Raw genomic sequence first — 21016 nt, 5'->3', positions numbered from 1 at the left:
CGGTCACCTCTCCTTCTGCAGTACGGACAGCGCGGCGATGAGTTCGGCCTGTGGTTCGGGGTGTACGTCGAGGGCGTCGAGCGGGGCGAGCCGGCGCTCGCGTTCGGTGTTCACGACCCGGTCGAGGTGCTCGGCGAGCAGCCGTCCGCCCCGGTCGCGCAGCCGCAGGGCCCCGTGGGCGCCGATCCGCTCGGCGAGTCCTTCGCCCGCGACCCGGGCCCGGCGTCCACCGAGCAGCGCGGTGGCGACGAGGGCGGCGACCGTCTCCGGGTCGGGCGGGGCCCCGCGGTCGAGGTCGCGGATCTCCTCCTCGGCGTACTCCTCCAGCTCCCGCCGCCAGCGTCGTACGGCCATCCCGATCCGGTGCTCGGCGCTCTCCAGGGTCGGATCCCGGTCCGTCAGTTCCGGCGCCGCCGCGGCCGGTTCGCGTCGCCAGGCCTCGTCGACACGCTCGTCGGCGGCGGTGACCGCGCACAGCAGGAGGGCGCCCAGGCTCTCCACCAGGGCGTCCAGGAGCTCCGCGGCGGTGCAGTCCAGGGGGAAGGCCCGCCAGCGCTTGAGGGCGTCACCGGCGAGCACGGCACCGGCCTGCAGCCGCCCCCGCACGCGCGCGTACTCGCTGTCGTACGCCCCCTCGACGGCGGCGGTGAGCCGCAGCGCGGCCGCGTACTGGGCGGCGGCGGCGCCGGCCAGCTCGGGCATGCGGGACTTGAGGGAGTTCAGGACGCCGTGGGCCGTACGGGCGACGGCGTACTGCCGGGCCGCGGGGTCCTGCACCTGGTGGACGAGCCAGGTCCGCAGCGAGGCCACGGCGGTGGCCGGCAGCAGCCCGCCGCCCCAGGCCGACTCGGGCAGCTCGGGCACCGTGAACCGGGGTACATGGCCGAGGCCCGCCTTGGTGAGCAGGGCGCCGTACTGCCGCGAGACCTCGGAGACGACCTGGTGCGGCACCCGGTCGAGGACGGTCACGAGCGTGGCGTCGTACTCCTTGGCGGTGCGCAGGAGATGCCAGGGGACCGCGTCGGCGTAGCGGGCGGCCGTGGTGACCATGATCCAGATGTCGGCGGCGCAGATCAGCTCGGCGGCGAGGACGCGGTTGTCGGCGACCAGGGAGTCGATGTCGGGTGCGTCGAGGAGCGCGATGCCCCGCGGGAGGGTCTCGGCGGTCTCGACGCGCAGCACGCGCGCGGGGTTCTCGCCGGGCAGCAGGAGTTCGTCCCCCGGCTCGTGGTGGGGCACCCACACGCGGGTGAGGTCCGGCAGTACGCGCATTCCGCTGAACCAGTGGTGGTCCTCCGGATGGCAGACCAGCACCGGTGTCCGCGTGGTCGGCCGCAGCACGCCCGCCTCGCTCACCCGGCGTCCCACAAGGGAGTTGACGAGGGTCGACTTGCCGGCCCCGGTGGACCCGCCCACCACGGCCAGCAGCGGCGCTTCGGGGTCTCTCAGCCGGGGCACCAGATAGTCGTCGAGCTGGGCGAGCAGTTCGTCGCGGTTGGCACGCGCGCGTGGGGCCCCCGCCAGGGGCAGCGGGAAGCGTGCGGCGGCGACACGGTCGCGCAGGGCGGAGAGTGCGTCGAGCAGCTGAGGCCGTACGTCCAAGGTCACCACATGTGAAGAATGCCCAATTTTGGGGGAATTCTGAAGCATATGGCCATGTCTGCGCGCCGACCGGACACAAGGGATGGAAGGGATGACTGGGACGCAGGCACAGTCCAGGCATAACGAGTGCACAACACCCGGTGCGCCAGGCCCCAAAAGCGATGCACTATTCGTACCTGCCTGCGATTATCAGGACCGCTTCACCGAACCTCCACATCGAGCCACGGAGGCGAAGCAACAGGGACAAGGTCGCAGGAGCCCTATCCTTGTCCCCGGCAACGTCACGGAACGGCCCACACCCGGGCACCCAAGACAGAGGCCACCACACCCGGCCCCCGTAGCTCAGTGGATAGAGCAGGCGCCTTCTAAGCGCTTGGCCGCAGGTTCGAGTCCTGCCGGGGGCGCACACACCCTCTCCCTGCGGAAACGCGTGAGGGGTTCTCTGATGTCCGGATGCACATCGCTGTGAGACCAAGCGCCTTGGCTGCCCACGATCGTGGATACATACCCCGACATCGGTGTGGCAGTTCGCGCCAAGGGACGCCTGGTTACCCCTCCTCATCCAGCACCTGGGCGGCCGCGCGTGCGTCCATGAGGTTGGACCACGCCTGTTCGGCCGGGAGCAGGTCCCGCTCGGGCAGGGCGTATTCCGGATACCAGCCCTCAGCCTCGCAGCCGGGGACGTTGCGCAGGATCAGCACGGTCAGGTTCGGCGGTACGGAGCCGGTGATCCGGACGGCGAGGTAGGTCTCGTGGCCGTCGTCCGCCCGCACCTGGAGACCAAGAGTGAAAGTGTCGAACTCGCGTGTGTGCTCACGGCCGTCGCGCAGCGTGGCGCGCGCCAGGTCCAGCAGAGTCGCCCGCAGACGGCGCACGAAGCGGACACCGGCCTCGGCGCGGTACCGGACGTGGTCCTCGCGCGCGGGCAGAAGGTGAGCGGTGTGCGTCGCGGTCTTCAGGCCGTCGGAATGGTCCGCGTTGTAGCGCGCCCGGGCGGCGCGGCCGTCGGCCTCAAGGGCTGCATAGAAGTCCTCGCCCGAGCCGTCCTCGCGCCGGCCCGCCGCGACCAGCCACGGCAGGTCGGCGTCCAGCCATACCGCGCCGCGCCACCGCTGCACCTTGACCTTGAACAGCACCTGGTCGTCCACGGACCGGATGCGTTCGTGCTTGCCGTCCTCGTCCGCGAACTGCTCGGACGCCTTGGCCAGCACCGGGTGGTCGATCTCGTCCAGCGGCGCCGTGACCGGCGGCACCGCGAGGCACAAATCCTCGCGCAAGCAGCGCAGCGTCGGGCGGGCGGGCGCAGCGGGCCGGGTCCGCTCATTCCTCGATTCCCCCGACCGCGTCGATCTCCTCCGCGGTCAGCCCGGTCAGCAGCATCACATCCGACTTCAGCGAGCCATCCAGCACGCGGAGCGCCTCCACCATGCCGGACCGCAGATCCTCACGGCGCTGCTCCAGATACGCCCGGACCGCCTCGGCCACCAGGTCCTTCTTCGTCAGTCCCAGGAAATGAGCGCCCTGGCTGATCAACTTGTCCGTCGCCGGGTCCACCTTCAGCGGGGACTGGCGCACCGGCTTCGCCGCCGTCGTCATCGTCAACACCTCCGTCGTCATAGTACCTAAATACCTCACGGTGTTGTTCCGGCGTCACCGCTCTCGAACGCCCTGACCCAGCAGGCGCCCGGAATCGACAGCAAGCGCTTTGACGATTTCCGTTCCCGGACGACCTGCGAACACGCAGGTGAGCACATCGCTCAGGTCCGCGCACCTTCTAAGCGCTTGGCCGCAGGTTCGAGTCCTGCCGGGGGCGCACATTCCTTCTGACCACGTGATGTGGGCAGAGGGTTTTTTCATGTCCGCCCGGCGCGGGGCGATGGACAGCCGAGGCGAGGAGACAGCCGTCCACGGCCGGACGCGGGCCGCTTCGGGCCGCAGGCGCTCGTCGGGCTGGACGGCGTCTCCCGCTGCCGGGGTCCGCGCACCGCGGTCCACGGCACCCCGGTCCTCGACGTCAAGTCCTGCACGGCCGAGTCACGCCCGACAGGGACCGACCCACCAGCCCGCCCAGGCGACCGGGATCATGCGCGACCGCCACTGACAGTGCCACGGCGTAGAGTCGATCACCTTGGCGGGATGAAGCAGGGGGAAAGGACCGACATGCGTCTGCGCTGTGCCGTGCTCGACGACTTCCAGCGGGTGGTGACCGAGTTCGCCGACTGGTCGCCGCTCGCGGACCGGGTCGACGTCGTCTCCCACGACACCCACTTCGCCGACGAGGACGCCCTGGCGGCCGCGCTCGCCGACGCCGACATCGTGGTCACCCTGCGCGAGCGCGTCCCCTTCCCTGCCTCCCTCATCGCCCGGCTGCCCCGGCTGAAGCTGCTCATCGCCTCCGGCATGCGCAACTCCGTCATCGACTACGCGGCCGCCGAGGCACACGGAGTCACCGTCTGCGGTACGGCGAGCTCCTCGACCCCGCCGGTCGAGCTGACCTGGGCGCTGCTGCTCGGTCTGGCCCGCGGGATCGTCGAGGAGAGCAACGCCCTGCGCGCGGGCGGCCCTTGGCAGAGCACCGTCGGCGCCGACCTGCACGGCCGCCGGCTCGGACTGCTCGGCCTCGGGAAGATCGGCGGCCGGGTGGCACAGGTCGGGCTCGCCTTCGGCATGGAGGTCAGCGCCTGGAGCCAGAACCTCACCGAGGAGCGCGCCGACGAGGTGGGCGTCGCACTCGCCCCCTCCCTGCCCGACCTCCTCCGCACCAGCGACTTCGTCTCCGTCCACCTCGCCCTCGGCGACCGCACCCGAGGTCTGCTCGGCCCCGCCGAACTCGCCCTCCTCAAGCCCGGCGCCTATCTGATCAACACCTCCCGCGCGGCGATCGTCGACCAGGACGCGCTCCTCACCGCCCTGCACGAGGGCCGGATCGCCGGAGCGGGCGTCGACGTCTTCGACACCGAGCCCCTCCCCGCCGACCACCCGATGCGCACGGCACCGCGCCTGCTCGCCACCCCGCACCTCGGCTATGTCTCGCGGGCCAACTACACGACGTACTACGGCCAGGCGGTCGAGAACATCCAGGCGTACCTGGCGGGTTCCCCCGTACGACGGCTGACCGGTCCGAGCTGATTTCCCTCGCACGCCAGAGCGGTACCCGGTCCCCCGCCGCAGAAAGGGTGATCCCGACATCAACGCCGTTACCAGGAGTGAGCCTCCGCGTTGAAGGGGGAGTGCGACGGCGCGTCCTGCCGCCGCACTCACCGAGTCAAAAGGAGAACGTGATGTCTCGCATCGCGAAGGCAGCAGGAGTCGCCCTCGGCGCCGGTGCCGTGGTCATCGGCGGCGCCGGCCTGGCCCTGGCGGACGCCAACGCCGACGCCGCCGCCATCGGCTCGCCCGGCGTCCTGTCCGGCAACGTCGTCCAGGTTCCGATCCACATCCCGGTCAACGTGTGCGGCAACACCATCAACGCGGTCGGTCTGCTGAACCCGGCCTTCGGCAACACCTGCGCCAACATCAGTGGCGGCGACAGCCACAAGGGCAACCCCGGCCCGGGTGGGCACGGCGGCTACGGCGGCTGATCGTCCGTACGCAACACAAGAGCCCCGGCACCTCGAGCGCCGGGGCTCTCCCCATGTCCGGGACCATGTCCGGGACCATGTCCGGAACAATGTGCGGGACCATGTGCGGGACCGCCTCCGCGGGCCCGCCCCGGGTCTCAGGCGTACCGGTAGATCCCGCTGACGTCCTCCAGCTGATCCGGCGTCACGTCCCACGGCGGCAGCTTCTCGTGCCGGGCCACGACCCGCTCGTACTGGTCGCTCGTCGGACCGGGCGGCCTCGCGGGCTGATAGCGGGCACCGCTGTGCCGCCGCTGCCAGCGGTACCAGCACAGGTCGATGAAGGCGTGGTGCAGCCAGAACACGGGATCGTTGACGGACGCGCCGCCGACCATGGCCCCGCCGACCCAGCGGTGCACCCGGTTGTGGTTGCGCCAGGCGGCACTGCCCCGCCCGCTCCCCCACCCCTCCAGCTTGTTGCGGAAGCCCTTGGTCACCGTCGAGTTCCACGGTGAGACGTCGTAGACGGGGTCGGCGAGCGCCCCCTCCAGCTCTGTTCTGGTCGGCAGCGCGAGGGGAGCGGCGGCGTGCCCGAGGTCGCGGGTGAGGAACTCCGCGTCGGTGACGCCCTCCGTGAGGGTCCAGTTGCCGCCCGCGTAGGCGAACGGACCCGTCATCACCTGGCGGTCCGAGCGCCGCCCGTTGCCGCCGAGGAGGTCCTTGGTCCAGGGCACGGACGTCGTCCCGCGGTCCCGGGTCCAGTCCCAGTACGGCACCGTCACCGACGGGTCCACCCGGCGCAGCGCCCGTTCCAGGTCCAGCAGGAAGCGGCGGTGCCAGGGCAGGAAGGAGGGCGCCATGTGGGCCGTCCGCAGACCGTCCTCGCCGTCGGAGACGTAGTACTGGATGTGGGTGCGCACGAACTGGTCGTACTCGCCACGCCGTTTCAGCTCCAGCAGCGCCTTCACGAACCGCCGCTTCTCCGTGGCGGTCAGTGTGCTGACGTCCTTACGCGTGTACGCCATGGTGTCCCCCCATGTGTGCGTCGCCCGCCATGGTCCCCAGGTCGCGCAGCCGCTGACCCGGCCCCAGCTCGTCGACGGCCGCGCGGGCCGCCTCCAGCGGGGTCGGGTACGAGCGGTAGTGGTCGACCATGCTCAGCCAGCTGCCGTCGGCGCGGCGCATGAGGTGCAGCGGTCGGCCGTCCACGGTGACCTGCCACGGGACGGCGTCGGCGGGATGCCCGGCGGCGATCACCCGCAGGCCGCGGATGCGCCGGCCACGATGGATCTCGTCGAAATAGAAGGCCGGGTCCGCGGGCGGCGCTGCCCGGCGCTCGGGCCGGGAGGCCGCGACAACGGGCGCCAGCGCGACGGCCACGGCCGCGGCGAGCAGCCCGCGCAACGCGTCCCGCCGCGCGGTACGCACCGGCCGGGGTCTCACCGCCCCCTTTTCGGCCCTCGCCACTCCCCCACCGACGCTGACGACCATCGTGTACTCCTCGCCCGGTTCCGATGTACACAGCCGTAACCGCCCGAGGGCCCCCGTGGTCACTCCTCCGGCCCGGGCAGGGTTGTCCCGGAAGGCCGACGGACCGGGTCGCCACGCCCGGGCCCCAGCCGCCGCACCGACTCGCCGCGCCGAGCCGCCGCGTCGGCGCGGTCCTACAATCCCGGTCCCATGCCCAGGTCCGCGCCGGGCGCCGTCTGCAGGACCGGGGCGAGGATGCCCGCCTGCGGGAGCTTCGTGTCCGGCAGGCCCATGTGGTCGGGGTTCGGCCGGGTCAGCGGGGCGTCCACGCTCAGTCCGGGCGCCAGAGTGCGCAGGTCGGAGGCGGGGACACCGACACCGGCGTGGTCGAAGTCGTCTCCGAGGACATGCGGCACGGGCGCGCGCAGGCCGGCGCCGGGCAGGCCGCCGTTCAGCGGCACCTGCGGAATGGTCCGCGCCGGGAGGAGCCGGCCCTCGACGAACTGCGGACCGTCAGGCTTTCCCGGCCGCAGCAGCGGGATCTCCCCGCTGAGGCTCGGCAGTTCCATGTGGAGGTTCTTCTCGGCGGCTTCCAGCGGCACCGGGACGGGGACCGTGCCGACCGCGGCGGCGGGCGCGGCGGCGGCACCCATGGCGGCCGCGACGCCGGCGACGACGGCGGCAAGGGTTCGGGTGGTCGACTTCATGGCAGGTGCGGTCCCTTTCAGGGTTCGGGGGCTCAACGTCCGTACCGCGTAACGATCCTGGGGCGGTCACCAGCGCAAGAATCCCCCGGGTGCCGCAGTAGTACGACGAACCGACAGCGGCCGGTCAGCTCGTCCAGAAGTCCCACCAGCGGGTCAGGACCAGCATCCCGACGATCCCGGTGTGCAGCACCGGCGGCACCCAGGCGAACTCGTCGAGGAACGTCCTGAGCGGGCCGGGCGCGGACAGGAACCGGTGGCGTACGGCGTGCGCGACGACGTACCAGAACAGCAGGATCGTGGCGACCCACGCCAGACAGCACCACAGGCACAGCGCGTTGATCCGGTACAGCGACTCGAACTGCAGCCACGACACGAACCCGACGCCGAACAGGCAGCTGGCCGCCAGGAGGAGCCAGTACCAGCGGGGGAAGCGGGCGCCCGCCAGCAGACTCACGCCGACGCAGATGACGACGCCGTAGGCGACCAGGCCCAGCATCGGGTTGGGGAACCCGAAGGCAGAGGCCTGGTCGCTCCGCATGACGCTGCCGCAGGACACCACCGGGTTGAGGCTGCACCCGGGGGTGAAGTCCGGGTCCTCGAGCAGCTTGAACTTGTCGAGCGTGATGACCCAGGAGGCCAGCAGCCCGGCCGTCCCCGTGATCACCAGCAGCAGGGCGAAGGCGCGGCCCGCGCCCGCCGGCTCCCGCGTGTGCTGCTCCGGGGCGGCCACGGCGTCAGGCGCGCAGGCTGCGGGCCGGCAGCACGATGTGCGCGGCGGCGTCCAGGGTCTCGTCGGCGTTGACGAAGTCGGCGAGCGTCGCCGGGTCGACGGACTTGCCCGGCTCGACCTCCGGCCAGGCGCGGGTGGTGAAGATCAGGTAGGCGAAGCCGCGTGCGTCGACCGCCGCCAGCCACGCCGGCGGCACGGTGCACTGGACGTTGAGCCGCGGCATGGTGAGGACGGCCTGGCCCGCGACGACAAGCAGACCGACCGGGAGACTGGGCCTGGCGATGCCGTCGACCAGCTCCCGGCCGACCGGCAGGCCGTTGTCCGTGAGCAGCCGCTCGACCGCCGCCGACGTCGTCTCCGGACCGCCCTCGGCGTTCCCGAGGGAGCAGACCAGGAGGTGGGGGATGTCGATGCCGTCGGCGTTCTCCCCGCTCCAGGGCAGTACGACGACGGTGCCGAGGTCGGCGGAGCGGAAGGGCCGGGTCTCGCTTGGGGTTGAGGTCACCGGGCGACCTTAACGACGCTCCGGACGGCCGCCGGACGCGTTCTCACCCGAGTGGGCGATGGGCCGCCGTCCGTCCACACGAACGAGGGACGGGCTCGAACAGCGCGAAGGGCCGATCCCGTGGCCCGGACGGCCACCACGGAATCGGCCCCTTTCCCGGATTTCCCGGATGCCTCCGGTGCGGGGAAAAGCGGAATCAGCCGCCCACGGGAAGAACGCCGACAATCCCGCCGTCGTTGTTCAGGTCCTTGGTCGCGCCCTTCACGGCGTTGAGCACGGAGTCCTTGTTCTCGGTGTCGAGCGCGTCCGACTGGTGCTGCAGCGGCATCACGTCGATGGGACCCCTGGTGAGCGCGTTCACGGCGCCGTTGAGGCTGGTGGGCGTGAGGTCGGCGCTGTTGTAGGCGAACGCGGGCGCTGCGGCACCGGCGAGGACCAGGGAACCGGCAACGACAGCAGCGGCCTTCAGGGACTTCATCGTGTTCCTTTCTTCGGCAACTCATGTCGCCAGAGAGAATTCTGACGCCGTGCCCAACGAGTTGCGTCCGGAGCGGAAACCCTTCCGGTGAGTCCTCATATGAGATCCCCGAGCTCCATGGAAGGCCGCGCGAAAGGGCCGCGGGGCTAGCTCGGCAGGCCGTTCGCCGGAAGGCCCGGCGGGCCCGGCAGGCTCGGTCTGGGCAGCTTGCCGCCCAGCAGCGTCGCGGCGACGGTGTTGACGAGACTCGTCACCGAGTCGGTGACCGCCGGGGGCACCTGAGCGGCGTCTCCTGAGGTCACCGCCTTGATCAGCTCGTCGATCGCCTTCTGCAGCGCGGCCAGCGCGTCGCCGATGACGTCGGCGGGGGCCACGCCGGCGGTGGCACCGCTCCTCGTGGGGGCGGGGAGCGTGCCGGCCGGAAGTGCGGGCGTCGTCGTGGTGGCCTTGGCGATGGCGTCCTTCACGGCGGTGCCGAGCTTGGTCGCCTCGACGGCGGAGAGCTGCCCGTTGTCGGCCTTGAGCACGGAGTTCAGCAGGTCGGTGACCGGGGTGAGTACGCCGCCGAGGTCACCGAGGCTCTTCACCTGCGCGAGGAGCGCGTCCGCGTCGGGCACGGGCGCACCGGACGCCGTACGGGCGCGCTCCCGGGCCGGGTCGGCGGCGACAGCGGCCGGACCGGCCGTGCCGACCAGCAGGGCGGCGCACAGTGCGGTGGACGCGATACGCCGTGCGGGCAGACCACGCATGGGTGTTCCTTTCGATGAGCATCGGATCTGTGCCCACCGTGAATTCACCCACCGAGCCCCGCAACCGGTGTCCCCCGTTCGGGGAAACGCAGACCGGCCGCTCTTCCGCGCGCGAAACACGGGAGGGCGGCCGGCCGACGAAGCGACGTGTGAACGTCAGTCGTTCACGCACTGGTTGCCGAACGCCGGGTTCAGCAGGCCGACGATGTCGACGGTGTTGCCGCAGAGGTTGATCGGAACGTGCACAGGAACCTGGACGACGTTGCCCGACAGCACACCCGGGGAGTGAGCGGCGACGGCCTGCGCGCCACTGTCGGCGACAGCGATGCCCGCACCACCGGCGACGGCCGCGGCGGCAACGGAGGTCAGGGCCAGGCCCTTCGCGATACGCGACATGGAGAGTTGCTCCTTGGGGGTTGACGCAAACACCTGGGCGGGGATGCCCGGCGCTGTGTCAACGCGCGGCGCCCTCGCGGGTTGTGCGGCCAAAGGGGTGATCCGCCGGGACCCCGGGTGTGCGATTCCGACACGCTTGACCGATTTGCCAGTAATCGTCCGGATCGCGGCTAGAGTTGCGGATCTCCCGACGCCCCCACAGACGGCACTTCGCACGCACGGGGCGCCGTATTTTCCGGAAAGGGCAACGCCGGTCATGCGTAATTCCCCGGGTCCACTGCTGCGCCGTGCGATGGCGGGCGTGCTCTGTCTGGCGGCCCTCGCCGCGCCGGTCTGCGCCGAAGCGGCGGTCCACGCCCCGTCGACCGCCCCGCCGGCCGCGGAGGCGCGGCGGCTCCCCTTCACCGAGCGCTACCGCGCGACTCAGCACGGCGGCATCGTCCGCGCGGCCAACATCTCCCTCACCTGCCGTGCCACCGGTACCCGGGCCGCGGCCTCCTGCCCGGCCGTACGCGCGGGCGGGAAAGGGATCAACGGCGACTTCGACATGTTCTACGTCGACGTGGACCGCGACCCCAACACCTACAACTCCTCCAGCGCCGCGGTCCGGCTGCCCGAGGGCTCACAGGTGACGTACGCGCGGCTGTACTGGGGCGGCAATCTGCGGGTGGGCGAGCAGAAGCCGCCGAAGGACAACGGGCGGGTGCTGGTCGCCGAGCCCGGCGGCACGTACAAGGCCCTCCTCGCGGACACCCTGGTGGGCCACCGGGTGACGCACGGCGCGGACGCCTACCAGGCCTCGGCGGACGTCACGAAGCTGGTCCGGGAGAGTGGTTCGGGCCTGTACACGGTGGCTCAGATCAACGCGGCGATGGGCAGGTCGACAGCCGGGGCGTGGGGCGGCTGGACGCTGGTGGTGGCGTACGAGAACCCGGACCGCCCCCTGCGGCACCTCTCCCTCTGGGACGGCTTCGACGCCCTGAACTCCCGTCCCCCCCAGGAGATCCGCCTGGGCGGGCTGCGCCTGCCGAGGAACGGCACCGGCCGGGCCGGGCTCGTCGCGTACGACGGCGACCGCGGCCGCACGGGTGATTCGTTCACCGTGTCGACCGGCCGCGATTCGAACACCGTGCTCGCCGGTCCCGCCGGCCCCCGGGACGACGTACTCAACTCGACGATCTCCGAGGCGGGGGCGCCCACGCCGGAGCGTGTGCCCTCGTACGCGAACACGCTCGGTTACGACTCGGACGTGTTCGAACTCGGAAACGCCCTGCGCGACGGCGGTGACCACCTGGCCTTCCGGCTCGTTTCCCAGCGGGACGCGGCATGGGCCGGCGCGCTCTTCGTCGACGTCGACGCCCGGCAGTAGGCCCGTTCCGGCCCGTCCCGAGCCCGTCCCTGAGCGAGGAAACCGCGCAATGCACCAGTCAGCAACCGACCCCAGGCCGCGGGTCCTGCACCTCACGCAACCCGTGGACGGCGGGGTCGCCCGGGTGGTGACGGACCTGGCGCGGGCCCAGGTGGCCGCCGGTCTGCACGTCACGGTCGCCTGCCCGGACGGCCCCCTCACCGCGGACCTGCGGGTCCTGGGCGCGGACGTACGGCGGTGGGAGGCGACGCGCTCGCCGGGTCCGGCACTCGTGGGAGAGGTACGGCGGCTCGCCCGGGTGATCGAGGAGGTGCGGCCGGATCTGGTGCACGCGCACAGCGCGAAGGCCGGACTGGCCGCGCGGCTCGCCGTGCGGGGGCGGATCCCGACCGTGTTCCAGCCGCACGCCTGGTCGTTCGAGGCCGTCGGCGGCGTCACCGCCGCCCTCGCGCTCGGCTGGGAGCGGGCCGGATCGCGCTGGTCCGCGCGGACCGTGTGCGTCAGCGAGGCGGAGCGCCGGACGGGCCTGCGGGCCGGGATCGCGGGGCGGTGGAGCGTGATCCCCAACGGGATCGACACCGAACGCTTCCGTCCCGCCGCCGCGGACACCGTACGGGCGCGACTGCTGCCCGAGGTCGATCCCGGGGCGCCGCTCGTGGTGTGCGTGGGGCGGCTGTGCCGGCAGAAGGGGCAGGACGTCCTGCTGCGGGCGTGGGACACGGTGCTGCGCCATGTGCCGGACGCCCGGCTGGTACTGGTCGGGGACGGGCCGGAGCGGGACCGGCTGCGCGAACGGGCCCCGCGGTCCGTGCTCTTCACCGGGGCCGTCGCCGATGCCGTGCCCTGGTACCGGGCCGCCGATCTGGTGGTGCTGCCCTCGCGCTGGGAGGGCATGGCGCTCGCCCCGCTGGAGGCGATGGCCTGCGGGCGGCCCGTGGTGGTGACGGACGTGGACGGCGCCCGGGAGAGCCTGCCGCCCGCCCTCGCACCGCACTGCCTGGCGCCCCCGGAGAACCCGGCGGCACTGGCCGGCACCGTCGCCGCGCTGTTGCCCGACCCGTCGCTGCGCGAGTCGCTCGGCCACCAGGGCCGCCGTCACGTCCTGTCCACCCACGACGTGCGGCGCACGTCCGAGGCGGTGGCGGGCCTGTACCGCGACCTGCTCGACGCCGAGTTCGCCGCGCGCGTCGCGCCCACCGAGCACAGGGAGCCCATCCACTCGTGACCGCGGAAAGCACCGTCCCCTCCCCCGGCGGACAGGCCCGGGACCTCGGATTCTCAGCCGTCTCGATCATGCCGCCGCGCGACCAGGGAGCCGGATTCCGGTTCCCCGCCCGCCGGCCCACGGCCCGCCCCGCCTCTCCGGTCCCGCTGCTCACCGCGGACCTTCTCGCCGGCCTGGTCGGGGCGTTCGCGCTCAGCGGTGACCGCTTCCGGCCGCTGCTCGTGGCCGTGTTGGTGGCCGCGTCGATACTGCTGCGCCCGCACCCACCCCGTCAGGTGGCCGGCGTGCTCGACGAACTGCCCGCCGTGTGCGCCAGGATCGCGGTCGCCTGGCTGGTCCTCGCCGCCGCGGTGGCCTCGTACGACACGGACCGGGCGCTCTCCCCGGCGACGCTGGCCGTCGGTTTCCTGCTCCAGTCGGTGGCGGCCTGCGTGGGTCGCGGCACCGTGCGCCGGTGGCAGCGCGTGGCCCGGCTCACCCGGCCGCGCGCCGCCCTCGTCATCGGCCCCGCGGCGACCGCGCAGCGCGTGGCCGCCGCCGTACTGCGCCATCCGGGCTGTGGGGTGCGGCCGGTGGGGATCGTGAGCGAACAGCCCGACGGCGGCGAGGGGCTGCCCGTGCTGACGACCGGCGAGGAGGTCGAGCGGGCGCTCATCCAGAACGGCGTACGGGACGTCCTGACCGTGCATCCCTCCGTACGGTCACGGCAGGGGCCGTTGCTGCGGGCGCTCGCCGAGTCGGGGTGCGCGGTGTGGGAGATCGACGCGGAGTCGCCGTCGTACGAGATGAGGGAGCAGCTCGCCGGGTTCGCCTGCCGGCGTCTGGTGATGGGGTCGCGGCGGCGGGGCAGCGCGGGGAAGCGGGCGCTGGACGTGGTCGTGTCCGGGACGCTTTTGCTGCTGGTCAGTCCGCTGCTGCTGGTGTGCGCGGTGGCGCTGCGGCTGAGCGGCGGGCCGGGGGTGGTGTTCCGGCAGGAGCGGATCGGCCTGGACGGGAAACCGTTCACGCTGCTGAAGTTCCGCACCCACCGGCCGGTCGACGCGCACGAGGCGGCGACGCGCTGGAGCGTGGCGAACGAGCACCACATGCCGTGGCTGTGCCGCTTCCTGCGGCGTACCTCGCTGGACGAGCTGCTCCAGCTGTGGAACGTCCTGCGGGGCGACATGAGCCTGGTCGGCCCCCGGCCCGAACGCCCGTACTTCGTCACGAAGTTCAGCCAGACCTACCCCGGTTACGCGGCCCGGCACCGGATGCGGACCGGCATCACCGGGCTCGCCCAGATCCACGGGCTGCGCGGTGACACCTCGATCGAGGACCGCTGCCGGTTCGACAACGCGTACATCGACAACTGGTCGCTGTGGCAGGACATCTGCATCCTGCTGCGCACCGCGGCCGCGCTCGTGCGTCCGACAGGGAGCTGAGCGCGCATGAGTCTCGCACTGAGCCTGCCACGGGTACGGGAGCTCTCTCCCGTCCTGCCGGTGGTGGCCGTGGTCGCCCTGCTGGCGCTGCCGGTGTCGCCGACCGCCGAGAGCGGTGCGGGACCGGCCGACGCGGTCTCCGGCCTGGTGGTGCTGTACTGCGTGATCCGGCTGCTGCGGGAGCGGCGGCGCCCCCTGTCGCGAACGGCCGCCGTCGTCCTCGGTCTGCCGGTGGCCGGACTGGCCGTCGCCGCGGTGGGCGCGTCCTCGCCGGTGGCCGGGCTCACCGGGATGGGCCGCTATCTCCAGGTCTTCGTGCTGGTCCCGGTGGCCGTGCTGCTGCTGGTCCGGGACCGGCGCGACTTCCGGCTGCTGGCCTGGTCGCTGGTGGCGCTCGCCGGGTGGCAGGGCGCGATCGGAGTGCACCAGTACGCGACCGGGACCGGCGCCTCCTACCAGGGGGCGGACATCCGGGCCGTCGGCACCTTCGGGCCGGCGGACGTCATGGGGATGGCGACCGTCGTCTCCTTCGGGCTGGTCTGCGCGCTCGGGCTGGCGCTCGGGCGGACGTCCCTGCGGCAACGGGTGGTCGCCGCCGGGTGCGCGCTCGCACTGCTCATGCCGCTCGCGCTGTCCTTCAGCCGGGGTGCGTGGATCGCCACGGCCGTGACGTGCTCGGTGCAGCTGGTGCTGGCCGGGGTGCGGCGGGCGCTGGTGGTGGGGGCCGTGGCGGTTGCCGTCGGTGTGGTCCTGGTGGGCGGGTTCGGGCTGGGTTCGGCGCAGTTGCAGGAGCGGATCGACAGCATCACGCAGGTCACGGACGCTCCCGACCAGTCCGTGACCGACCGGTACACCATGTGGGCGGCGGCCGTCGGCATGTGGCGCGAACAGCCGCTGACCGGCGTGGGGTTGAAGGGCTTTCCCGAGCAGCGGGACGGGCACGCCTCGCTGGCCCTGTCCGCCGGCAGTGACACGGAGGGCGCGGGCGCGGCCTTCCGCCGGCAACCGCTGCTGTCCCCGCACAACATGTACCTCCTCGTCCTCGCCGAACAGGGCCTGATCGGCCTGCTCGCCCTCGGGGGCAGCTGGCTGGCCCTGCTGGTGTGCGGCCTGCGGGGGCTGGTGCGGGCGCGCGGCTCGGGGCGCGGGCTGGACTGCGCGCTCGTCGGCTGCGGGCTGCTGGTGTGGCAGCTGACGGACTTCGCGTACGCGGACATCGGCGGGCCCTCGACGGTACTGACGGCGGTGTGCTTCGGGGTGGTGGCGTGGTGGGGACTGGTCGGGAGCGGGGCGGTGGCGGCGGACGGGAACGGTCCCGTGACGGCACGGGACGGGGCCGGCGAGACCGAGGAGGCCGGAACGCGATGACGGTGACACCTCCGGATGCGTCCGGGTCGGCCGGGTCTGCCTCCGACACCGACCCCGAGTCCGGCTCCAGCTCTGCCTCCGACACCGACCCCGAGTCCGGCTCCGGTTCTCCCCCCGCCCCCCGCCTCGCCGACTCCCCCCTTCCCGTCCCCCCGGCCCGTGGCACCGCCGACCCGCCGCCCGCTGGAGTGCCCGAACTCCCCCCCGTCTCCCGGCGGTTCCTCGCCAAGGCCACTGCCGTCACCGCCGCCCTGTCCGTCGCCGGGGCGTTGCTCGGGCTGGTGCGGGACCAGTCGCTGGCCCGGTTGTTCGGGGCCGGGAGCGCGACGGACGCCTTCCTGGTGGCGTGGACCGTGCCGGAGTTCGCGTCGACGCTGCTCATCGAGGACGGGCTGGCCTTCGTCCTGATCCCGGCGTTCAGCCTGGCGCTGGCCCGGCGGGCCCAGGGTGCCCCCGGTGACCCGGTCCGCGCCCTGGTCGCCGCCACCCTGCCCCGCCTGACCCTGGTCTTCGTCGCCGCGTCCGCGCTGATCGTCGCCACCGCCCCCTACCTGGTCGAGGCCCTGGCGCCGGGCCTGCCCGATCCCGCCCTGGCCGTGGACTGCACCCGGCTCACCGCGACCTGTGTGCTGAGCTTCGGACTCGCCGGGTACTGCAGCGCGGTGCTGCGGGCGCACCGGCGGTTCCTGATGCCGGGCGCGATCTACGTGGCGTACAACGCCGGAATCATCGCGGCGATGTTCGTGCTGGGCGGTGACTGGGGAGTGCGTTCGGCCGCCGTGGGTGTCGCGGCCGGCGGCGCCCTGATGGTCGCGGTCCAACTCCCCGCCATGTGGCGGCAGTTGCGTCGCTCCCCGGTGCGTCGGGAGGAGCCCGCCGAGACCCCGGACCGGGCGGTGACCCTGGCGCTCGTCGCCCCCGTCCTGCTCTTCGCGCTGTGCCGGCAGTCCCAGGTCCTCGTCGAGCGCTTCCTCGCCTCCGCCCTGCCCGCCGGGGCCATCTCGCACCTGAACTACGCGCAGAAGGTGGCCCAGATCCCGATGACCCTGTCGCTGATGCTGTGCACGGTCACCTTCCCGGTGGTCGCGCGGGCCCTGGCCGACGGGGACACCGAGCGGGCCCGCAGCCGCGTGGAGCGCGACCTGGCGCTGGCCGCCTGCATGGTGCTGCTCGGCGCGGCCACGGTGATCGCGTGCGCGCCGCAGATCGTCGAAGTCCTCTTCCAGCGGGGCGCGTTCACCGCCCGGGACACGGCCGCCACGGCGGGCGTGATGCGCGTGTACGCCCTCGGTCTGCTCGGTCAGACCCTGGTCGGCGCACTGGTCCGCTCGTACTTCTCGGCGGGCCGTCCCACCTGGTACCCGGTCTGCGCGATGGCCGGGGGCATCCTCGTCACCGCGTGGTCCGGCTCCTGGGCGGTGGGCCCCTGGGGCGTGTCCGGGATCGCCGCCGCCAACGCCGCCGGGATCACCGTGACGGCGGTGCTGTTGCTCGCCGGCATGGGGACGACGTACCGGGGCGTCGGACGCGGCATCCCCGTCCGCACCCGGCAGGTGCTCGCGGAGCTGGGCCGGCCGGTCTGCGCGGCCGCGGTCGCGACACCGGCGGGCGCGCTCGTCGCGAGCCGCGCCGGGGGACCACTGCCGGGACTCCTGGCGGGGACGGTGACCGTGGCCGCCGTGTTCGTCCTGCTCGGCCTGGCCCTGGGCGCCCAGGGCTTCGCACCCGCCCTCCGCTCCGTACGGGCCGCCGCCCGCACCCTCACCCGAAGGCTCACACATGGCCGTTGACTCCTCCGCCGGCACCCGCACGGCGCCCCGCCGCGGTCCCGCCCCCTGGGTGGCGATGTACCACTCGGTGTCGGACTGCCCGGACGACCCGTACCGCATCACCGTCACTCCCGACCGGCTGGAACAGCAGCTGAGATGGCTCGCCCTGCGGGGGGTGCGGGGCGTGTCCATGGCCGAGCTGCTGGCCGCACGCGCGCGCGGCGAGGGCCGGCGCCTGGCGGGACTCACCTTCGACGACGGCTACGCCGACTTCGTCGACCACGCCCTGCCCGTGCTGCGCCGGCTGGACTTCGGCGCCACCCTCTTCGTGCTGCCCGGCCGGCTCGGCGGCGACAACGCCTGGGATCCGCTGGGCCCGCGCAAGCCGCTGCTGACGGCGGACGGCATCCGGCAGGCGGCACGGGCGGGGATCGAGATCGGCTCGCACGGGCTGACCCACATCGACCTGACCACGGCGGACGACCTCCGGCTGAAGGCCGAGGTCGTCGAGAGCCGGGCCGCGCTGGAGGAACTGCTCGACGCACCGGTGAACGGCTTCTGCTACCCCTACGGCACGCTCGACCAGCGGGCCGTCGAGGCCGTACGGAGCGCCGGATACCGCTACGCCTGCGGCATCGACCCCGGCCCGCTCACCGGCCCGCTGGCCCTCCCCCGGCTCCACGTCGGACAGAACGACGACGCCGTACGCCTGTTCCTGAAGTTCCGGCTGCACCGGCTGCGGCGCCGCCCTGTGGAGGGTCTGTGACATGAGGGCCCTGCACATCATCACCGGCCTCGGCGTCGGCGGCGCCGAGCAGCAACTGCGGCTGCTGCTGCGGCACCTGCCCGTCGACTGCGAGGTCGTGACGCTCACCAACCCGGGTGCGGTCGCCGACGGGCTCACCGCGGACGGGGTGCGGGTCACGCACCTCGGCATGGCCGGCAACCGCGACCTGGCCGCGCTGCCCCGTCTGGTCCGGCTCATCCGCCGGGGCCGCTACGACCTCGTGCACACCCACCTCTACCGTGCCTGCGTCTACGGCCGGCTCGCCGCGCGCCTCGCGGGCGTCCGGGCGGTCGTCGCCACCGAACACTCCCTCGGCGACTCGCAGATGGAGGGGCGCAGGCTCACCTCGGGCGTACGGGCGCTGTATCTCGCCAGCGAGCGGCTCGGCCGTTCCACGGTCGCCGTCTCCCCCACGGTCGCCGACCGGCTCAGGCGCTGGGGGGTGCCCGCGCCGCGGATCGAGGTCATCCCGAACGGCATCGACCTGGCCCGCTTCCGCTTCGACCCGGCGCGGCGGCTGCACACCCGCCAACGGCTCGGACTGCCGGAGACCGCGTACGTCGTCGGCGGCATCGGCCGGCTCACGGCGGCCAAGCGGTTCGACGTACTCATCCACGCGCTCGCCCAGCTCCCCGACAACTGCTGGCTGTTGCTGGTCGGCGGTGGGCCCGAGGAGCACGTCCTGCGGCGCACCGCGCGGGCGGCCGGGGTGGCGGACCGCGTCCTGTTCACCGGCGAACGCCCCTGCGTGCCCGACGGCTCACCCGGCCCCGACCTCCCCTCGCTCACCTCCGCGATGGATCTGCTCGCCTCGCCGTGCCCCGAGGAGGCGTTCGGCCTGGCCGTCGTGGAGGGCCTCGCCGCGGGGCTGCCCGTGCGCTACGCCGCCTGCCCCGCGGTGGAGGACCTGCCCCCGCACTCCGCGCCGGCCGCGCACCGCGTGACCTGCGACCCCGACGCGTTCGCCCGGGCTCTGGCGGCGGCCCGCGTCGAAGGCCCCCTCCCACGCACCGCGCCCGACGCCGCCCACCACTACAGCATCGCCCGCAGCGCCGCGCGCCTCATGGACGTCTACGCGGCGGCCCACTCCTCCTCGCCCTCGTCACCTCACGGAGTCAGTTCCTCATGACCGAGAATCCCACCGGCCCCCACCGCCCGTCCCTCGCCCTCACCCGCGCGAGGTCGCTGCCGGCCTGGTCCCTGCTCGCGGCCGGTGTCCTCGCCGGCGGTCTGCTCGGCGGCACGTACGGCCTGGTCAGGACGCCGACGTACACGGCCACCAGCTATGTCGTCGCGGTGCCGACCGAGAAGTCCGACTCCGCGACCGCACTGGGCTTCGCGCAGGCCTACGGCCGGGTCGCCACCCAGCTCGCCGTGCTCGGGGACGCGCAGGTGTGGGCGGGCGTGCCGGTCAAGACGCTGCAGTCGAGCGTGCAGACGGCGACCTCGCCGGACGCTCCGATGGTCTCGATCACGGCGACCTCCTCGAGCCCCGAGCTCGCCGCCGACATGGCCAACGCCGTCTCGCGCGCGCTGACCCGGCACGCGGACGACGCCCAGGCCGACACCCGTGTCGAACTCCGGCAGTTCGCCCGCGCCACCCGCCCCGGCGGGCCGTCCTCGGCGTCGCCGGCGGTGACGGGTCTGGTGGGGGCGAGCGCGGGCGGTCTGCTCGGCGGGCTCGTCCTGCTGGTCCGGCCCCGGCGGGCCACGGGCGAACCCGCGCGGCCGCCGTCCGTGCCCAGCCCGGCCACCGCCGCCGATGTCCACGGGCAGCTGTGACGTACAGCGTGGAACTCGTCACCGACGACACCACCTTCGCCGAACTCGCCTCGGACTGGCGCGAGTTGTACGGGAGGTGCGCGGCGGCGACCCCGTTCCAGAGCCACGCCTGGCTGCACTCGTGGTGGCTCTCCTACGGCAGACCGGGCCGGCTGCGCCTCCTGCTGGTCCGCGACGGCCGCGAACTCGTCGCCGCCGCCCCGCTGATGCGGGTACGGCGTCCGGTGCCGACGCTCGTGCCGCTCGGCGGGGCGATCTCCGACTACGGGGACGTACTGCTGGACGACGAGCGCGGCGAGGAGGCGGTGACCGCCCTCACCGAGGGACTCGCCTCCGCGGCCCGCACCGCACTGATCGACTTCCGCGAGGTACGGCCCGGGGGCGCGGCCGAGCGGATCTACGACCACTGGCGCGGCCCGCGTCGCCGGGTGAGCGACTCGCTGTGCCTGGAGCTGCCCGCCGTACCGATGGACGAGCTGGTCGCCCGGCTGCCCTCGGCGAAGGCCCAGCGGGTGCGGGCCAAGCTGCGCAAGCTGACCGCGCTCGGCGTCGAGCGTCAGGTGGTGCGCCCTGAGGAGGTCGACACGGCGCTGCGACGACTGCTGGAGCTGCACCGGCTCCAGTGGCAGGGGCGGAAGGTGACGTCCGAGCATCTGCGGCCGCGGTTCTGTGACCACCTGGTGCGGTCGGTGGAGCCGATGGTGCGCTCGGGGGACGCCGTGGTCACCGAGTTCCGCCTCGGCGAGGACGTGGTGGCCGTGGACCTGACGCTGCTGTCGCGACGGCTGGCGGGCGGGTATCTCTACGGCGCCCATCCGCGGTTGCGGGAGAGCAAGGCGGACGTGGCGGTGATGCTGCTCGACGCGTGCGCCGAGCACACCCGTAGCGGCGGGCGCGGCACGCTGAGCCTGCTGCGCGGCAACGAGCCGTACAAGCATCACTGGCGTCCCGAACCGGTCGTCAACCAGCGGCTGTTGCTGGCCCGGCGGCGCACCGCCCCGCTGCTGTCGGCGACGCTGTGCGACGTGGCCGCCCGGCGGCGGGGCAAGGAACTGGTGCGACGGTGGAGGGAGCGCGGTGGCGACGGGCCGTGACCGA

The 21016-nt window shown here is 73.1% G+C and carries 22 protein-coding genes and 1 tRNA gene; 12 read left to right on the top strand and 11 right to left on the bottom strand.

The genetic code is table 11. From position 1 onward, the window contains the following. Window positions 1-3: 3 nt before the first annotated feature. Window positions 4-1611 (bottom strand): dynamin family protein, encoded by a 1608-nt coding sequence (locus ACFVYN_RS02085; RefSeq protein WP_389991144.1) that lies wholly within the window; start codon window positions 1609-1611, stop codon window positions 4-6. A 322-nt stretch (window positions 1612-1933) separates the two neighbouring features. Here ACFVYN_RS02085 and ACFVYN_RS02080 point away from each other — a divergent pair. Further along, window positions 1934-2006, top strand: a tRNA-Arg gene (locus ACFVYN_RS02080). Window positions 2007-2150: 144 nt separating this feature from the next. On the opposite strand, the gene ACFVYN_RS02075 is transcribed toward ACFVYN_RS02080, so the two are convergent. Beyond that, on the bottom strand, window positions 2151-2879 hold the full coding sequence (locus ACFVYN_RS02075; protein ID WP_389991142.1) for a hypothetical protein: 729 nt from the start codon (window positions 2877-2879) through the stop codon (window positions 2151-2153). A 43-nt stretch (window positions 2880-2922) separates the two neighbouring features. Continuing rightward, window positions 2923-3198 carry a hypothetical protein gene (locus ACFVYN_RS02070; RefSeq protein ID WP_389991139.1) on the bottom strand — a complete coding sequence of 92 codons (276 nt, stop codon included), beginning with the start codon at window positions 3196-3198 and terminating at the stop codon, window positions 2923-2925. A gap of 564 nt (window positions 3199-3762) precedes the next feature. Between ACFVYN_RS02070 and ACFVYN_RS02065 the strand changes: the two genes are divergently transcribed. Both ACFVYN_RS02065 and ACFVYN_RS02060 read left to right on the top strand, forming a co-directional pair. Continuing rightward, window positions 3763-4731 (top strand): D-2-hydroxyacid dehydrogenase family protein, encoded by a 969-nt coding sequence (locus ACFVYN_RS02065; protein ID WP_389991617.1) that lies wholly within the window; start codon window positions 3763-3765, stop codon window positions 4729-4731. A 152-nt stretch (window positions 4732-4883) separates the two neighbouring features. Then, the gene (locus tag ACFVYN_RS02060; RefSeq protein WP_389991136.1) at window positions 4884-5183 is read left to right on the top strand and encodes a chaplin; all 300 of its coding nucleotides are present in this window, start codon (window positions 4884-4886) and stop codon (window positions 5181-5183) included. Between the two features lie 137 nt (window positions 5184-5320). On the opposite strand, the gene ACFVYN_RS02055 is transcribed toward ACFVYN_RS02060, so the two are convergent. From ACFVYN_RS02055 to ACFVYN_RS02020, 8 genes are all read right to left on the bottom strand, one after another. Beyond that, a complete protein-coding gene (locus ACFVYN_RS02055) occupies window positions 5321-6187 on the bottom strand; it encodes a tyrosinase family protein (RefSeq protein WP_389991133.1) in 867 nt (288 codons plus the stop codon). After that, window positions 6171-6653 carry a tyrosinase family oxidase copper chaperone gene (locus ACFVYN_RS02050; protein ID WP_389991131.1) on the bottom strand — a complete coding sequence of 161 codons (483 nt, stop codon included), beginning with the start codon at window positions 6651-6653 and terminating at the stop codon, window positions 6171-6173. The genes ACFVYN_RS02055 and ACFVYN_RS02050 overlap by 17 nt, the downstream gene beginning before the upstream one ends. Window positions 6654-6826: 173 nt before the next feature. After that, the gene (locus ACFVYN_RS02045) at window positions 6827-7339 is read right to left on the bottom strand and encodes a hypothetical protein (protein WP_389991128.1); all 513 of its coding nucleotides are present in this window, start codon (window positions 7337-7339) and stop codon (window positions 6827-6829) included. 124 nt (window positions 7340-7463) lie between these two features. After that, window positions 7464-8069 (bottom strand): vitamin K epoxide reductase family protein, encoded by a 606-nt coding sequence (locus ACFVYN_RS02040; RefSeq protein ID WP_389991125.1) that lies wholly within the window; start codon window positions 8067-8069, stop codon window positions 7464-7466. Between the two features lie 4 nt (window positions 8070-8073). Beyond that, entirely contained in the window at window positions 8074-8574 is a 501-nt protein-coding gene (locus ACFVYN_RS02035) for a DUF5949 family protein (protein WP_389991123.1), read from the bottom strand. A gap of 196 nt (window positions 8575-8770) precedes the next feature. After that, complete coding sequence (locus ACFVYN_RS02030; RefSeq protein ID WP_389991120.1) at window positions 8771-9052, bottom strand: hypothetical protein; 282 nt, start codon at window positions 9050-9052, stop codon at window positions 8771-8773. Between the two features lie 146 nt (window positions 9053-9198). Beyond that, window positions 9199-9801 carry a hypothetical protein gene (locus tag ACFVYN_RS02025; protein WP_389991117.1) on the bottom strand — a complete coding sequence of 201 codons (603 nt, stop codon included), beginning with the start codon at window positions 9799-9801 and terminating at the stop codon, window positions 9199-9201. Between the two features lie 156 nt (window positions 9802-9957). Continuing rightward, window positions 9958-10197 carry a chaplin gene (locus tag ACFVYN_RS02020; protein ID WP_389991114.1) on the bottom strand — a complete coding sequence of 80 codons (240 nt, stop codon included), beginning with the start codon at window positions 10195-10197 and terminating at the stop codon, window positions 9958-9960. 256 nt (window positions 10198-10453) lie between these two features. On the opposite strand from ACFVYN_RS02020, the gene ACFVYN_RS02015 reads away from it, so the two are divergent. From ACFVYN_RS02015 to ACFVYN_RS01975, 9 genes are read left to right on the top strand one after another with little or no spacing between them, the layout of a single operon-like run. After that, window positions 10454-11566 carry a DUF3344 domain-containing protein gene (locus ACFVYN_RS02015; protein ID WP_389991112.1) on the top strand — a complete coding sequence of 371 codons (1113 nt, stop codon included), beginning with the start codon at window positions 10454-10456 and terminating at the stop codon, window positions 11564-11566. A gap of 49 nt (window positions 11567-11615) precedes the next feature. Next, complete coding sequence (locus ACFVYN_RS02010; RefSeq protein ID WP_389991110.1) at window positions 11616-12791, top strand: glycosyltransferase; 1176 nt, start codon at window positions 11616-11618, stop codon at window positions 12789-12791. Next, window positions 12788-14212 (top strand): exopolysaccharide biosynthesis polyprenyl glycosylphosphotransferase, encoded by a 1425-nt coding sequence (locus ACFVYN_RS02005; RefSeq protein WP_389991107.1) that lies wholly within the window; start codon window positions 12788-12790, stop codon window positions 14210-14212. Before ACFVYN_RS02010 ends, ACFVYN_RS02005 begins: the two co-directional genes overlap by 4 nt. A 6-nt stretch (window positions 14213-14218) precedes the next feature. Beyond that, window positions 14219-15580 (top strand): O-antigen ligase family protein, encoded by a 1362-nt coding sequence (locus ACFVYN_RS02000; protein WP_389991105.1) that lies wholly within the window; start codon window positions 14219-14221, stop codon window positions 15578-15580. Next, complete coding sequence (locus tag ACFVYN_RS01995) at window positions 15577-17370, top strand: lipid II flippase MurJ (RefSeq protein ID WP_389991102.1); 1794 nt, start codon at window positions 15577-15579, stop codon at window positions 17368-17370. Before ACFVYN_RS02000 ends, ACFVYN_RS01995 begins: the two co-directional genes overlap by 4 nt. Continuing rightward, window positions 17360-18115, top strand: coding sequence for a polysaccharide deacetylase family protein (locus ACFVYN_RS01990; protein WP_389991099.1), 756 nt, complete (start codon window positions 17360-17362; stop codon window positions 18113-18115). Before ACFVYN_RS01995 ends, ACFVYN_RS01990 begins: the two co-directional genes overlap by 11 nt. A gap of 1 nt (window position 18116) precedes the next feature. Further along, window positions 18117-19265 carry a glycosyltransferase gene (locus ACFVYN_RS01985; protein ID WP_389991096.1) on the top strand — a complete coding sequence of 383 codons (1149 nt, stop codon included), beginning with the start codon at window positions 18117-18119 and terminating at the stop codon, window positions 19263-19265. Further along, complete coding sequence (locus ACFVYN_RS01980; protein ID WP_389991094.1) at window positions 19262-19918, top strand: lipopolysaccharide biosynthesis protein; 657 nt, start codon at window positions 19262-19264, stop codon at window positions 19916-19918. The genes ACFVYN_RS01985 and ACFVYN_RS01980 overlap by 4 nt, the downstream gene beginning before the upstream one ends. Next, on the top strand, window positions 19915-21012 hold the full coding sequence (locus ACFVYN_RS01975; RefSeq protein WP_389991091.1) for a GNAT family N-acetyltransferase: 1098 nt from the start codon (window positions 19915-19917) through the stop codon (window positions 21010-21012). Before ACFVYN_RS01980 ends, ACFVYN_RS01975 begins: the two co-directional genes overlap by 4 nt. The last annotated feature ends 4 nt before the right edge of the window (window positions 21013-21016 follow it).

It is taken from the genome of Streptomyces sp. NPDC058307 (assembly GCF_042880295.1).
GTDB lineage: Bacteria > Actinomycetota > Actinomycetes > Streptomycetales > Streptomycetaceae > Streptomyces.
This window is presented reverse-complemented; position numbering and strand designations above follow the sequence as displayed.